This window comes from Maccoyibacter intestinihominis, assembly GCF_040096355.1.
GTDB lineage: Bacteria > Bacillota > Clostridia > Lachnospirales > Lachnospiraceae > Maccoyibacter > Maccoyibacter intestinihominis.
Window position 1 is genome coordinate 77,984 of record NZ_JBBMEX010000009.1, and the last position, 15,268, is coordinate 93,251.

General features: G+C 39.7%; 11 protein-coding genes and 1 CRISPR repeat array. All 11 genes read right to left on the reverse strand.

Features of this window, described 5'->3' with window-relative positions:
* Positions 1–18 precede the first annotated feature (18 nt).
* The 11 genes from WMO43_RS09690 to WMO43_RS09740 all read right to left on the reverse strand — a co-directional run bounded on the left by WMO43_RS09690 (position 19) and on the right by WMO43_RS09740 (position 15,264).
* Positions 19–531 carry a flagellar protein FlgN gene (locus tag WMO43_RS09690; protein ID WP_353531019.1) on the reverse strand — a complete coding sequence of 171 codons (513 nt, stop codon included), beginning with the start codon at positions 529–531 and terminating at the stop codon, positions 19–21.
* A 13-nt stretch (positions 532–544) separates the two neighbouring features.
* Positions 545–826 (reverse strand): flagellar biosynthesis anti-sigma factor FlgM, encoded by a 282-nt coding sequence (gene flgM, locus WMO43_RS09695; RefSeq protein WP_353531020.1) that lies wholly within the window; start codon positions 824–826, stop codon positions 545–547.
* 143 nt (positions 827–969) lie between these two features.
* Positions 970–2,691 (reverse strand): HAMP domain-containing methyl-accepting chemotaxis protein, encoded by a 1,722-nt coding sequence (locus WMO43_RS09700; protein WP_353531021.1) that lies wholly within the window; start codon positions 2,689–2,691, stop codon positions 970–972.
* Positions 2,692–2,891: 200 nt separating this feature from the next.
* Positions 2,892–3,680, reverse strand: coding sequence for a glycerophosphodiester phosphodiesterase (locus WMO43_RS09705; protein ID WP_353531022.1), 789 nt, complete (start codon positions 3,678–3,680; stop codon positions 2,892–2,894).
* 309 nt (positions 3,681–3,989) lie between these two features.
* Positions 3,990–5,145: direct repeats of the CRISPR family, unit length 36 nt; unit sequence GCTGTAGTTCCCTATTATTTCTTGGTATGGTATAAT.
* A gap of 97 nt (positions 5,146–5,242) precedes the next feature.
* Positions 5,243–5,551, reverse strand: coding sequence for a CRISPR-associated endonuclease Cas2 (gene cas2, locus WMO43_RS09710; RefSeq protein WP_353531023.1), 309 nt, complete (start codon positions 5,549–5,551; stop codon positions 5,243–5,245).
* 4 nt (positions 5,552–5,555) lie between these two features.
* Positions 5,556–6,461, reverse strand: a complete 906-nt coding sequence (gene cas1, locus WMO43_RS09715) for a type II CRISPR-associated endonuclease Cas1 (protein ID WP_353531024.1) — start codon at positions 6,459–6,461, stop codon at positions 5,556–5,558.
* Entirely contained in the window at positions 6,462–9,947 is a 3,486-nt protein-coding gene (cas9, locus tag WMO43_RS09720) for a type II CRISPR RNA-guided endonuclease Cas9 (RefSeq protein ID WP_353531025.1), read from the reverse strand. It abuts the gene before it with no gap.
* A gap of 250 nt (positions 9,948–10,197) precedes the next feature.
* Positions 10,198–10,707, reverse strand: coding sequence for a hypothetical protein (locus WMO43_RS09725; protein ID WP_353531026.1), 510 nt, complete (start codon positions 10,705–10,707; stop codon positions 10,198–10,200).
* On the reverse strand, positions 10,707–12,731 hold the full coding sequence (locus WMO43_RS09730) for an AAA family ATPase (RefSeq protein ID WP_353531027.1): 2,025 nt from the start codon (positions 12,729–12,731) through the stop codon (positions 10,707–10,709). The genes WMO43_RS09725 and WMO43_RS09730 overlap by 1 nt, the downstream gene beginning before the upstream one ends.
* 12 nt (positions 12,732–12,743) lie before the next feature.
* Positions 12,744–12,899, reverse strand: a complete 156-nt coding sequence (locus WMO43_RS09735) for a hypothetical protein (RefSeq protein WP_353531028.1) — start codon at positions 12,897–12,899, stop codon at positions 12,744–12,746.
* A gap of 1 nt (position 12,900) precedes the next feature.
* Complete coding sequence (locus WMO43_RS09740; RefSeq protein ID WP_353531029.1) at positions 12,901–15,264, reverse strand: DUF262 domain-containing protein; 2,364 nt, start codon at positions 15,262–15,264, stop codon at positions 12,901–12,903.
* Between the last annotated feature and the right edge of the window lie 4 nt (positions 15,265–15,268).

A 15,268-nucleotide genomic window follows, 5' to 3' on the forward strand; every position in this document is an offset into this window, starting at 1 on the left:
CATGTTCCTCCTGCCATCTTACTGTTTCGCATCAAAACCGCCGCTTCCTAAAAGCTCTCCGGTATTGTATGCCTGTCTGTTATAGTTGGCAGTTTCAGGAGCCTGTCTCATGCTCTTTAACAATGCCATATCAAACTCCACCAGCTCCATTGCCTGGTTCACTAATGTCTGATTCTGTTCATTGATATTCTTCATTTCTGTCAGGGTATCTTTTAACTGTAAGCGGATCTTGGCTAATTGTTCCTGCTCCTTTGGCTGATTCGCTAATATTTCTAACAGGGCATCTACCGTCAAGTCCTCCGGCTTGCGATTTAAAACATTGGCAATATCTTCCATAATGGAAATTCGCTTATTCTCAATGTTCTTGATCTTTCCGGCAATCTCCTGTTCCTCTGCAGTAATTTCTTCCAAAGCTCTGATATCCGCTTTAATAATGACTTCCTTTTTTCTGGTGGATGCCTCTACCAATTCGCGGTAACCCGCTTCTTCATTTTCCAGAACTTCCAAAAGTTCGTTCATCAAACTAGCCAATTTCTGTCCTCACTTACATCATTGCAGCTTTGTATTTCTCTAATAACTTATTTGCGAAGCTATCCGTTTCTACGCTGTAATTACCAGAACTCATACTTGCTTTTAGCTGTGCCACCTTATCTTCCCTAACATCTGAAGCCCCTGCTACTGCCTGTTTTGCGATCTGATAATCACGAGCTGTCTGGGAAATCTGTACTTCATCACGAACAGAAGCTGTATTATTTACCTTATTCGTTCTGACGCTTTTTCCGGTCTTATACAGTTGTGCTATCTGATTATATGCATCTATACGCATAACGGCATCTCCTTTCTTCCTTGAAAATCAGGTGCAAAAACCTTTTTTACTGGTTTCTTATATAAGTTATCGGATGTATTTGGATTTTCTTAAGGGGCTTTTTTAAAAAACTCTCCTTTTTTCTATTATTCTGTTTTTTGTCTTTATACTGCATCCAGCTGGAACTTACCAACTAAATCTTTCAATCCTTCGGACTGTGCGGAAAGCTCTTCGCTTGTTGCTGAGGATTCTTCTGCTGTCGCTGAGTTCGACTGTACGACTTCGGATATCTGATTCAATGCCGCTTCTGCCTGCCGCATTGCTTCTGCCTGAGTCTTTGCCAGCTCTTCTGCCTCTTCTGTTACGTCTGCGATCTGTCCGACTCCCTGTACTACTTCTTCCAGTGTCTCTGCTGTTCTTTGTGCCGTATTTGTTCCGCTCTCTACCTCATTAATGACGGTCATGATCATATTTCTGGTGTTGACTGCTGACTGAGCGCTCTCGTCTGCAAGTTTTCCGATCTGGCTCGCTACAACCGCAAAGCCTTTTCCTGCTTCGCCTGCTCTTGCTGCCTCAATACTTGCATTCAGTGAAAGCAGGTTTGTCTGGGATGCGATCTCTTCTATCTCATCTATGATGCTGCCAATTTTTTGTGATGTCTCACTCATATGTGCCATGACCGCCATCATGTCTTTCATTTCTTCACTGCTCTTTTTCGCATCTTCCGCATACTGGCGTGACATGCTTCCTGCTTCGCCTACATGCTGCACCGTCTTTTCCACGCCGGATGTAATATCACTAAAGGTTGCTAACAATTCTTCTACTGCTCCCGCCTGTTCCGTTGCACCTTCTGCAAGATTCTGTGCCGCCTGTGCTAAATTCTCGGAACCTGCAAGTACCTGAACGGAAGAATCATCTATCTGGTGTAAGGTATCGTTCATATTTCTATGCATCTGACGAATGGATAATAAAAGTGCCTCAAAATCTCCTGTATACTTTTCTTCTGCACTGGTTCTTACGGTATAGTTACCATTTCCCATTTCACCCATACAATATTTGATGTCTTCGATGATCACGTCCAGATTCTGCGCCATCTCACGAGCAACGTTTTCAATATCCGCAACCTCATCCTGTGTATCAATAACCGGGAACTCGCTGCTTAAATCTCCTTTTGCAAATGCTTTCAGCCGCTCTGCAAGCTCCTGCAATGGTGTTGCGATCGCGTTTGATACGGTTCTTGCTAAAACATTAGAAATGCTGATACTGATGATTAATACAACAATTAATATGATTACTGCGATATTGATTGCTTTTAACAATAAACTCTTTAAGGCATTACCTTCTTTTTCCTTAAGGTCTAATAAATCTTTCATATTGTCATACACTTGATCATAAGCAGGGTCTAATTTCTCTGCTGCCATTTTCTGTGCCTGCACACTCTTGCTCAGATCTTTCGTCGTTCCAAGCTCAAGTACTTCTGCTTCTATTGTGTAATATTCTCTCATGGTCGTTTCTATTTTTTCATAAATTGCTTTTTCTTCTTTTGAACTTAAACACTCTTTGATGAGTTTCATGTTTTTAGAACATTCTTCCGCCTGAGCATCATGCTCTTTCACACTCTCTGCTATCAGTTCTGTATCATCTTCTCCGATGCCAGCTCTGGTCGCACTTCGCATATCCGCAAAGGAAATCATTGCCTTTCCAATATCCCCCTGTGAAAATCCATAGTTTTCCAATGCTGCATTATACTGCCTTGTCGTATAGAACAACGTAATTGCCCCCAATGTTGTTCCTATTGACATCAATACGATGACAACAATAAACGATGTCATAATTTTCTTTTTGATCTTTTCTGTTCTAAAAATTTTCTTTAAGTACTGTACCATATGCCTTCTCCCTTCCTTTCAGAAACATTATAGCTTTCCCCCTATAGTTCTGACTATTGTTTTAATTATATCATTTTGTTCTATCTTTTCAATTGTTTTAATTCTTTTTTTATAATTTTCAGTCATATTTCTTGCATATTTTAAAACAGCCTCGTGGTTTCTGCTTTTTCCAAAAACCACGAGGCTTATATTTTTCTTTTTTATAACTTTTTCATCCTTTTTACCAGTTCCGGTATCAGACTGCCATTCTCATATTCATCTACGATTTTTTTGGCGGACTTTGGATCATTGGTTATGATCGCATCTACCTGATTACGGCACATTTCCCGGATGTCCGCTTCTTTATCTACGGTCCACACATGTATTTTCTGACAAAACTTTTCCGCCTGCTGATAAAATTCCTCATATCCGGTATTATACAGTGCCGGATGCAACGCATTGGTTCCTATTTCCCGATAAGCATACTCGCACACATTCACGATCCCATCCCGATAGAGAAGTCCTGTCTGAATGTGCTTATCTTTTTTACGGACCTCCTGCAAGGTGTAGTGGTTGAAAGAGGATAAGATCACTTTTTTCTGATATCCATACTGATAGATCAGCCGCAGCACTTCATCCACTATATTTTTATAACAGATTTTTCCTGTTTTTAATTCTATATTGATGGTCAGACCGGATGGTACTACCAGCTGCAGTACCTCTTCCAGTGTCGGTATCTGCACTTTTCCGTATTCTGTAAAACCTTTGCTATAATCAAATTGCCGCAGCTCCTCTAAAGTGCTGTCTTTTACCCAGACAGTTCCATTACTGACACGTTTTACCGTTTCATCGTGGATGACTATGCATTGGTTATCTTTTGTCATCTGAACATCCAGCTCTATTCCATCTGCTCCCATCTCGATTGCCTTTTGAAACGCCGGCAATGTGTTTTCCGGTGCATATTTGCTGGCTCCCCGATGCGCCCATACAAGTGTCTTTTTCCCTTTCATTCTATTCTCCATTTCATATCTGTCTTTTATTCTTATTTCTAATGTAGCAAATTCATGTTTTTTATTGCTATCAGTTGCTTGTAAAATGTAGGGAAAGTTTTTGTAAAGGGTGGTGTGGGACTTTTCTGAAAGCGAGCTGTGAAATGATTTTCAAGTAAATGCTTGTGAATTTTTGCAATTTTAATTATTTATACCGCAGGTATAGTTGGATAAAATAGTGTATTATACAATTTATATAATTCTAAGCAACGGTATTTTTTTATTTTGGGGTATGGATAATGATTCCAATATCCCATACCACCCTTGACAGCTATAGTTCCCTATTATTTCTTGGTATGGTATAATAAATCATTATACAATGCTAGAGTAAAATTAGCTGTAGTTCCCTATTATTTCTTGGTATGGTATAATATTTTTCCCAACTTCAACTACGATTACGCTGCTGTAGTTCCCTATTATTTCTTGGTATGGTATAATCGCCCATGCTCATAAGGTCTGATAACTCATGCTGTAGTTCCCTATTATTTCTTGGTATGGTATAATTTGAAACTTATACAGGTGATGCATATTACGGCTGTAGTTCCCTATTATTTCTTGGTATGGTATAATCAGATATGTCCGATAATGCCAATAAAATGGGCTGTAGTTCCCTATTATTTCTTGGTATGGTATAATAGATCGCGCCAAGTCTTACCGTCACACATAGCTGTAGTTCCCTATTATTTCTTGGTATGGTATAATCCTTGCTCTAATACCGTGACAGTAGCTCCTGCTGTAGTTCCCTATTATTTCTTGGTATGGTATAATTCCGTATGGTATGTATCTGTTGGGCCAGATGCTGTAGTTCCCTATTATTTCTTGGTATGGTATAATAGCGATAAAAGTTATCTGTTGGGACTGGGGGCTGTAGTTCCCTATTATTTCTTGGTATGGTATAATGCGAAAGCATCCAGTATACTACTTGGAGTCGCTGTAGTTCCCTATTATTTCTTGGTATGGTATAATTGTGTATGCGAAGATTGAAGCGAAGAGCCGCTGTAGTTCCCTATTATTTCTTGGTATGGTATAATAATCAATACAAAATGCTATCCCGGTGTCTGGCTGTAGTTCCCTATTATTTCTTGGTATGGTATAATAGGATAGGTTGGAACAGATGCAGTTGTATGGCTGTAGTTCCCTATTATTTCTTGGTATGGTATAATAGACAAGTAGAAAAGAATCTTGCTGTTAAAGCTGTAGTTCCCTATTATTTCTTGGTATGGTATAATACACAGGCACAGGAAGCCATGTGTGAAATGCTGTAGTTCCCTATTATTTCTTGGTATGGTATAATAGCAGTCAGCGGATGCAGCCGGTTCTACAAGCTGTAGTTCCCTATTATTTCTTGGTATGGTATAATACTTTCCTACTCCACCTTTTTGATTCATAAGCTGTAGTTCCCTATTATTTCTTGGTATGGTATAATAGGACAGCAACAACCCCGCATAACCATAGGGATTATGCGGGGTTTCTCTTTTAAAAAAATTCCTATTTTTACTACTTTTTTAGAAAATTTCTATCTTTTAAAAAATATTAATCAGTTCTGTCGCTTCGCTTGTATCGTCAAAAACAGCTTCTCCCAACAAAATGTGAATAGATTCGTATTGTTTTTCTGTAATAGTTAATAATCGTATAGAACCTCTTGATGGTAGATGCTGTTTTAGCCGTGCTTCATGCATTTCAACTGCATCATTTCCATTGCAGATTCTGGAGTATACCGAATATTGCACCATATGGTATCCATCTTTAATTAAAAAATTGCGAAACTTTGTTGCCGCTTTTCGTTCTCTTGCCGTTCCAACCGGCAAATCAAAAAACACAATCATTCTCATAAACTTACTCATAACGATGTACCTGTAACTCCATTAAAACCGGAAGTTCCAATTCTTCTCGGTTTCCCTGCAATGCACTGCTATAACTTGCAACTACTTTGTCAATGCAATTACTCAGTATATGCTTCTCTCCTCTTACTAACATGTCATAATTTACTATTCCATATAATTCTCTTTTTATTTCAGGCGTTAATGCCCGATCAACCTCTGATATGTCAAAACGACCGGAAACATGCAAATCTACAACCGGACGAAATACCTCAATAAAATCATCTGCCAAGTTATAACTATTTAACTCACTGCTATGGAATAGTCCCAAAGAAGGCTCTAATCCATAACAAATGATAGAACGCGCGATCATTCCACGCACAATTGCATATCCATAATTTAATGCTGCGTTAATGATATGATCATCACCTCTGGAAAATCCCAAACCATATAACTTGCGAAAATAAAAAGCTGCTGCCTTTGCTTCAACATTTGTTTTATCACCGGATTGCACCTGTTTTGACATTTTTAAAAGCTCTTCGGCGCCCTCTAAATTTAAGAATCTAAGACAGGCAGACTGATTTTCAATTTTTCTGATCACAATCTGCTGCCAAAGCCTTTTTTGTTTTGGCTTTCCAAGATTCATCTGACATTTTAACAGTTTAAAATGACGGCTATGGCGTACCATAGGGAGAAGCACTGCATTTGGCAAATGTTTCTCATCGCAAACATACACTGCAATCCCCATTTCTGCCATTTTCTGCAAAAAATAACTGGACAGCGTCACCGACTGACTTTCTATGAGAATACTGTTGATATCCTCTAAAGGAATCTGCACTTCACCGGATGAACCTATCAAAAGCTGACTATTTTTAATGTTTAGTTGCTGAGATGTTTCAATTTTTATATTCCGGTATCCCATTTACTGAAACCCTCTTCTCTTTTCCTGACGAACTTCTGTTACATTTCCAAGAACATCCACCTGGTATTTTTTCAACTCTTTTAAAGACTGAATACCCAAACCATCAAATTCATATTTTCCATTATGTGCTTTACACGCAAAACTTGCTGTATGTATATTGGCCCCTATATAGTATACGAGTTCTTTAGTTAATATAACTTCTGTTCCATCCTTACATTTTACCTTTTTCCCTTTTAGATGATGAAACCCTATCAAATCCCTCGAATACAGACTAAACAAAAAGTTCTCGTCCTTCATTTCTTTCCATTCGCTATATGGCTTATTCTGCATAGCTGCTTTATTCGGCAATCTCTTCTTCAAGGCATCCGCAATATAAATCGGTACAAAATAGTATTTTCCATTTTCCCGGAAAACGTCCACACGAATCATACCGCCATTTGCATTTTCGGCAATTCCGCGTCCAACTCCGGCTTCATCCTTATTGATTTCCACGCCAAGAGACATTTTTTTATAGGTTTTCACCTTTTTTACAATAGGACCCTGTGTACCATCTGCTTTTGGCTTATAAAACTCTTCGGCAAATGCCTTTTTTCCATCACCATCATATTCTGCCAGTCGTGCCCTTAATGCTTCATATAGTAATCTGTCACTGTCCTTATTGTAGTAATCTTTAATCTCTCCATCCTTATCCAGTTTTAAATCTTCAATATTGGTTCGTGATAATACATAGCCACCATCCGCAAATATCTCTCCACCGTCTTTGTAATGTCTCGGACTTCGTATTGTATCTGCATGTGCTGCGCCGGTCACCTTGTGATTTGGCATCCTTGACACAAAGATCGGCCGGATATTGTTATATACATCTTCCGGATAACGGAACAACTGGTACATATCCGGATGTGCATCCAGATCATTCTTCGGATCACTTCCCATACGGACTTCTAACTCTTCTTTAAAATGCTCCCATGGCGGCGGTACCTGTGCTCCGTAACGCTCGTCCCACTCTTCTCTTGAAAGGTCTTCTAAAGAAATGATTTCACCGGTTTCCACATCCACAATCTCATAATCCGGGTGACTCTGTCCTTTGTATAAGACCTCACGATACTGTGTACTTCTGGAAATTTTTTGAATCATACCATCTGTACAACAGGCTACTACTACAGCATCCATTGCATGATGCGTGTCGGTAGAACGGTCTTTTTGCATCAGTCCCCATCTTTTTCTTAAATAAGCTGTTATGGAACCATTGACAGCAAAGACCTGTTTCTTCCTGTCTTCCCGATTCAAAGGCTCCATCTCTAAATTCTGACGGATCATATTATAGATCACGCGTGTAATATACTTTGTATCATTTAAATTACGCTCTTTGAATTCCCTGCGGTCTTCTTTTGTAAATCCCTGTTTTAATAAATTTCTACGTTTCTTATAGTCCTTGATAAAATGATTGACTCTTGCTTCATAGGCACTCCAATGAACCTCATCCTGACCAAAATACTCATATGGCGTACGGTTTCCTTTCTCACGGTTTGCCTGTGAAGTAACCAGCACCTTGTTCCGGTAACTGTCATCAAAAGTGATACTGTAAGGAAGAATGTGGTCAATATCATATCCCGGCTGAAACAGTTCTTCTAACGGTATCTTTTTACCGGTATAAAGGCATATTCCCTGTTGATCATGCCATAAACGGTATTTCAAAATATCCTGACCGTTCGGCGAAAGTTTGCCCAGTTCCTGAATCTCCTTTTTCGCCATTTCATTCTTTTTACGGTTTTCCTCTATCTGTTTCTCTGCTTTTTTTCGCTCTTCGAAATTCTTAGACATTTCGCGGGCAAGCTCAATACTTACCGCCTGTGGACTCCCGTATTTTAAAATAATCGCATTGATGACTTTTACCGTCTGTGAAACGGAACGCTTTACAACCGGATTTGTAATCTCATTAATGATTTCCGTAATATTTTCGCCCTTTAGCAGCTTCATTTTCTTTCCATGATTATCATTTTTAAAATCATAGCCCGCTGCTTCGCATGCTTTATCATATACCATACCTTCTTTCATATAAGGCATGATATTTTTCATTGCTTTTATAGAAAGATGCTGGAACTTCGCAGGTGTCAGCTCTAACAAAGAATCCGCCAGTTCCTTCGACAGACCTGCCTCCGTCAAACGGTTCATACGGCTGTCATCGTTCTTATAACAGGTCAGAATCGTTCCAATTTCATCTAAAAGATCCTGTTGTTCTTCTTCCGGCAGGGTATCTAAATAATCGCCGATCCTCTTGCGGTATTCATAACAATTGGACATACTGATAAAAGTTGCCTTTTCCGTTGCAGCAATTATGGCAGCTTCATCCATTCCTTCCTCTTCATTGTCTTTTCCTTTACGCTTCATATTATAATTCAATGTATTGAACTTTTCTTCTAACGGCAGATTCAGCTTTTTACGGACTGCTGCATATTTAATCTCTTTTTTGGACGAAAGCATTTCTAATAAAATGTTCCGCTCCTCTTCCGTAAAAAATCTGGATGTGCCATCCATATGTACCAATTTCATATGTGTGATCTTCTGCAGTGCAACAAATAACTCTGCCGTATAGGTTGCTTTTGCCGCACGACGTTCGCCGGATTCTCTTTCTAATGTACAATATCCGACCTTATTTCCAAATCCCTCCATTGCATAAGGGCTCGGCGTTCCGTCTGCCTGCTGTCCCGGTCCCATATCAAAAGAACGCTGTGACAACATAATTTCTAAATATTCCTGCTCTAATTTTTCAGTCGCCTTTTCATTTCCAAACTTCCTCTGACTGTCAAAAAGGATGTGAACCTCCTCTTCTAACAGCGCCCGGAGCATCGTGTGGGAATAATCATCTGCTTTATTTCTAGGTGTTAACAGATATCCATTGTCTGCCCACGCACACTCGGTATGAAAATAGGCATCTTTATATATCATCTCGCCAACGGTACGGTAGCCATGCTCTTCCATACGTTCGCGGTTCTCTTCTGTTGCTTTTAAGACTTTTCCATTGTCCCCTTCTTTTAACTCCGCCTTTCTTGTCGAGCGGAAACCACGATGTTTTGCAATATGCAACAGTACCTGTGCAAATTCCTCATTGCTGAGCTTCCGTTCTAAACCTTCATAACGAAGTTCATAGACATCCGGCAGATTTGGTGAATGATACCGCTCCATAAAAGAATCTATTTGGATCAGTCCTTCTCTTTCAAACAGCCACTTAATCCTTTCTAAACGATGACGTCTTCTGCGGATCCTTCTTCTGGCAGTTCTGGCATCTCTTCGTTCTGCCGCTAATGCAGCTCCTGTTTTTGGAACCTCTGCTGCCTCAAAAATACGAACTCCCAGATCCAGAATACGGATTGGTTCATCCTGACTGTTATTTTCAAGTACTGCCCATCCTACAGATGCAATACCGATATCCAGTCCGATCCGGTAACTCCTGTGCCTGTCCATGTTTGTCTTACTCATTTCTCCCATAAATTTTTCTCCTCCCAGAACCGCCTGTGCGGAACATTTTGTGTACTAAAAATTTGTCTTTTTTACTATTCCTATAAAATCCATATAAAAGATAATCCCATTCCGAAGAATGGGATTAGAGCTTTTCGGTTTCTTACCATACTGTAACAACCGATTATTTCTTGGTATAGTATAATTCGTTTTTTATTATACTGTTTTTCCCATATTTTGTAAACTGATTTTTTAACAATTCTGAGATTTTATAAAAATTTTAGGAATTTTTCTTCGGAGCAAACCGTTCAAATAACATCATCAGATTTGCCGTCTTATCATCACTGTAATCTGTATCTATTTCTTCTTTCTGAAGTACCAGTCTTTCATACAGTTCTTCCACTCCACCAAGCATATAAGATTCAAACAGTTCATTATAGCGTTTGAACTCTTCTTCTGTTTCAACACCTTTAAACGCCCGCCGGATACACTCTTCATGGATTCCCTGCCCTGCCGGCTCTAATAACAGCATCATCTGCAGGATGAACTCCAAATCTTCTGATGCTTGTCTCATCTGCTCCCCAAATACGGTTCTCTGTTCTACCGGTGCATAATCTCTTTTGGCTTTTCTGTCAATTCTGAATCCCAGAATCGCAGCTACGATATAGATGTCTATCAATCGCTTAAAATAACTATGTTCATAGTCATTTAATGACCATAGTTCGCTTACCATACGGGCATGCTTACCTGAAAATTTATAAGGGTCGTTAAAAAATTTATAATTTTCCATTAAACTGTCTCCTCCCCTGCCGGTTTGATCGTTGCAAATGATTCTTCCGGTTTTTTATCAATGTAATATCTGCTTCCAACGTAAGGATCTAACTTTGTATACTCCCAGTCTTTTTTCAACATAAAGATAATGACCTGTTCCGAAACCTGTGGCAGCACCTTTGCGATCAATTCGATATTTTCATCTCCCAGCTTAGAAAACGGTCCGTCCAATACGATTGGAAGGGTGTCACTATCTGCTGTCTCATGCCCGGTCTTTTCCTGTTTCTTTCTTCTGCTGAAATCCATGATCGTTACAATAAACGCAAAGTTCCTTGCTATTTTCTCGCCTTCGGACAGATTTTTCTCTTCCCGATATCCCTGCTGCGTACGGTAAAGCATCTGAATCTCATACTTCGGTGTCAGTTCAATCTTTTTATCCTTTGCGTTAAACATTTTGCTGAAATTCTCCTGTATCTGCCGGTTTAACTCCAGAAAAATCTTATTTTCCTGCTCAGAAAATTCTTTATCCAGCTGCCGGTACAATTCCTCTGCTATCTCTAAGCGTTGCCGCCAGATCCGATTCCGCTCATTTCTTGCTTCTAGGCTTTGCATCTCTTTTTCCGTGGTTTCTATTCTCTTTTTACAGGCTTCGATCCGTCCTTCTTTTTCTCCCTTTTCCTTAGAAAAACGCTGGATCTCCGATTTATAGAAACGCTGTGTCTTCCTTTTCTCTGCAAAATCAATATGTTCATCTAACTGCTTTTGCAGTTTTTCATAACGGTTACAGGAATCATGATATTCCCGGACATTCTCGTCTACTTCTTTTGCATAATCATCAATCTCTTCTAACAGCTCATCACCTTTGCGGTACCAGCGGTTTGCAGTTCTCTCAAAGTCCCCTATTATGGAACCGACATCTGCCGGCGGCAGATAATTTCGCTGCTCCATCAGTGCAAAATACTCACTGCTGTCTTTTTTAATCTCATGACCGCAGATACACCGTTTGTTCTTAATGATGTAATCTATCGTTGCCTGACGCATATATGGGATATCACGTCGTTCCATTTTCGCACTTTTTAATAGTTCCATACTTGCGCGGAGCATTGGCTGGGCAAATACCATATAGGCTTTATCGCTGATGGCATTTACCAATGTCTTGTAAGAATAAAGACTTTGCTTTCTCTGGGACTCACACAATAGCTCTAAATGTTTCTTTTTCCTTTGCAATTCTTCCGTATTGTGGTTTTCTGCTAAGAAACGTTCGATATCTTCATTCTTTTTCTCATAATTCCGGATATTGACTTCCAATATCTCAATCTCATCCCAAAGCTTTTCGATATCACGCTCTAATTTTTTTCGTTCTGCTTCTAAATTATCATAGACTGCACCCGATCCCTTAATCTCTGAACGGAATTTTTTGATAACGGAATTGCTTCCCATATCTTTTAAATGGTTCTTCGCCTCGCGATATGCAGATAATCCCGTTAAAATATGTACCGATTCTTTGATATTTTCCCGGACACCTCCTACACTGACATCATTCCACCGTTCTCCATCAAACAAAAAATAGTGGGACAAGTTCTTTGGAAACAGTTCATTGATCAATGTCTCTATCTCGTTGCTGTCTACCTCGACATAACTTTCCATGTCCTCTAACTCGGTAATCCGCATCGCACATTTCTTCTGAAACTCCCGGCTCTCTAACTTTGGAAATGCTCTGGTATAGGTTGTCTCTCTTGTGATGATATAACGTTTTTCTTCGTCAACTGCTGCAATCTCTACTTTTACCTTCGCACGGCTGTTTGCATCCATCATTTCTAAGATATCCGTATTTAAAAGCTGAAAATCTCCGGCACTTTTTGTTCCGTTTGCCATTAATGCACCATACAGACCCCAGCGGAATGCCTGCGCTATCGTCGTTTTTCCAACCGTATTGTCTCCTAATACTACCGTTACATTTTTTACATCATCACAGCTAAATTCTATATGATTCCTTCCCTTATACCGCATGAAATTTTCCATGGTAATACTTTCAAATTTCATATACCTGTCCCCCTATTCCGTTATCCCTCTTGCATATTCCTTGATGATTTTCTGCAATTCCTCTGACATGCGCTGATCTGTCTTTGCCTTGCTTCGCAGATTCCTCTTTTCCATATGTAAAATTTCAAACTTCAATGTCTGCATCATGTTGTCCCGATTCTTTTCCATATCAGTTTCCTCCCTGTCCTTCTCCGCAGCAAATGTCTGAACAATTCAATAAATTCCGACATTTCGCCGTAATACGGCTCTTAAAATCGTCATATCTTTTTTCGAGAAAAAGCTGCAATGCTTCGTCACCGATCCGGTATCCGATTTCCCGATCTGACATATCGGTAAATGTATGATCTTCAATATCCACACTATTTAATGCCGTCTTATCACACAATTCAAAGTATTCTTTCAGTGTATGGTTTTGGATCAGCCCATTCGCTTTTTCCGATATCAGCAGGAAATTCAACGGTGAATTATACGGACTGCTGTTGTCTTTTCTCCGGCTTTCTGTCGTTTTATTGGCATCTTTATACTTTACGCTAAGACTTCCGATCGGCATAATGTGATGTTTTTGCAGCTTCACGGAATCGTTTAATGCACTCAGTGTTTGTGGCTGATAGTCGTTTTTCTCCGGAAGCGGTTTTAAAATATCCGAATATGTCTCTGATAAATAAAATTGACAGATGGTATTCCCAATTACCTCCTCCGGATATACGGATGGATTTTTCATTAAAACAATGTCACGGTCTGCAAATTTTTTATCTGTCAGTACGTTATTGCAAAGGGCTTTTGTGAAAGTCTTATCGGATTCTTTGATGTTTTGGATCTCAGATAAAACATTCTGAAGATTCCGGATAAATGCCCGGTTCTGCTCTATCTTGAACTCTCCCGATAAAATCGCACTCCAATACCAGACTTCCATATAATCTAAGACTTCACTGTCCTCAAACCATGCTTCATCTAAAAATACCGTTCCTAAGATAACCCACATCAGATTGTAATGTATTTCACCAAGCTTTCGGATTCCACACCGCATCTGTAAAAATAAGGCTGCGCGGTCTAAGCCCTGACATGCCACCTCCACATAACCGTATATTTTTTCTGATGGAATCTGCAACAGATATTCTCTTTTTGTGACTTTCACGTTCAGGTTTTGGATCTTCTCAGCATCACGCAGACTAAATCCCGGATCTCCCTCTGAAAAATAGTCAATGATACCCAAAAGGTTCATCAATGCCTTTATGTAGGTAGCAGAAAGTTCTTTTTGAGATTTATCCCAGCAGCCGATCCGTCCCACTGCCGAATATGGTTTGTCGCTGTCTGCAATGTGATTTTTATAACTGTTCTTCTGACCCGGCGAGCATTTTTCTACAAATGAGGTATATTCCTCCCTGTGGTCACGCTCTATGTCATCTACGATCTGTGTAAAGAGATTTCCCTTCTCCTGCGTATGCCTGGATGCCTTTGCTAAGATCAGGTCAAAGACACTTAGGGATTTTCCTCCCAGGTTCAGGTTTTCATAGATATCAATGGCGCGCTTTTTATCATTGACGGAAATTGCAATCTCATAAAGCCGGATATCCTCGATACATTTTCTCAGATATTCACAAAGGTGCATTCCCCACTGCATTTTCCGTTCCTTTAAAAGATCAGAAAAATTATCTTCTCTTTCTTCTTTTGGTAAAAAAAGTGTTCCTGTCTTGATCTCTTCTAAAACAGCCTCTCTTTGTGCGTCTTCAAGTCCGAATTTTTCTAAATACTGTTCCTTTTCCTCTATTGGATATTCCTCTGCCTGAAGCCATGATCTAATGGATTTCTCATACTCTGCCCCGATTTCTTTGACTACATCCTCAAGAATGACAGCACCCGGTGCCCCCGGTTCACAGGCATCCAACAGATAGAACAACGGCAGCAGATAAGCATCGCCATCTTCACTGTTATTGACATTTCTGCAATATTCACGAATTTCGCGGGTATCCTTCGTTTCTGCTTTTTCATATAAAAATGCTTTCTTTCGATCGTGAACAAAAGTGATCCGTTCCTTCATCTCCTCACTGGAGATCTCCGGATAATTTCCCCGAAAAGAATTCGGAAAACTTAAGATTGTTCCACCAAAAAGATCTTCTTTTTTGCTATTTATCACACTTTGAAAACTTGGAAGATTTAAAAAATACCGCCGTTCCAGTGTCGGTGATACGAGATCGTCAATGTTCTCTCTTTGAAGTTTCGTGGAAAGGAATGCCGTTAAGACCGTGATCCTCTGCTGACCGTCTAACAGCGCCTTTACTTCCTGCTTTCCCTCTAAATTGTCAATGTTTCTTTCATTCTTTCCTATTTTCTTGTATCCATAGTCTTCTGTTTTTACATTTAAAAATAAAACCGTTCCTATGGGCAGCTTGGTCAGGACAGATGCCAACAATGCTTTCTGCCGATTGTTTTCCTTCCATGTAAAACCTCGCTGGAAATCCGGCAGTACAATCGTATTCTCCGAAATCCTGTCTACAATGTCTCTTAAATTTACCCGTTTTAAATCGTCGTTCACTTTT

What these genes read in the sequence shown, in the direction of transcription:
- WMO43_RS09700 (WP_353531021.1), bottom strand. Translation starts at nt 2,691, where the DNA reads ATGGTACAGTACTTAAAGAAAATTTTTAGAACAGAAAAGATCAAAAAG.
- WMO43_RS09735 (WP_353531028.1), bottom strand. Translation starts at nt 12,899, where the DNA reads ATGGAAAAGAATCGGGACAACATGATGCAGACATTGAAGTTTGAAATT.
- flgM (WP_353531020.1), bottom strand. Translation starts at nt 826, where the DNA reads ATGCGTATAGATGCATATAATCAGATAGCACAACTGTATAAGACCGGA.
- cas2 (WP_353531023.1), bottom strand. Translation starts at nt 5,551, where the DNA reads ATGAGAATGATTGTGTTTTTTGATTTGCCGGTTGGAACGGCAAGAGAA.
- cas1 (WP_353531024.1), bottom strand. Translation starts at nt 6,461, where the DNA reads ATGGGATACCGGAATATAAAAATTGAAACATCTCAGCAACTAAACATT.
- WMO43_RS09730 (WP_353531027.1), bottom strand. Translation starts at nt 12,731, where the DNA reads ATGAAATTTGAAAGTATTACCATGGAAAATTTCATGCGGTATAAGGGA.
- cas9 (WP_353531025.1), bottom strand. Translation starts at nt 9,947, where the DNA reads ATGGGAGAAATGAGTAAGACAAACATGGACAGGCACAGGAGTTACCGG.
- WMO43_RS09725 (WP_353531026.1), bottom strand. Translation starts at nt 10,707, where the DNA reads ATGGAAAATTATAAATTTTTTAACGACCCTTATAAATTTTCAGGTAAG.
- WMO43_RS09705 (WP_353531022.1), bottom strand. Translation starts at nt 3,680, where the DNA reads ATGAAAGGGAAAAAGACACTTGTATGGGCGCATCGGGGAGCCAGCAAA.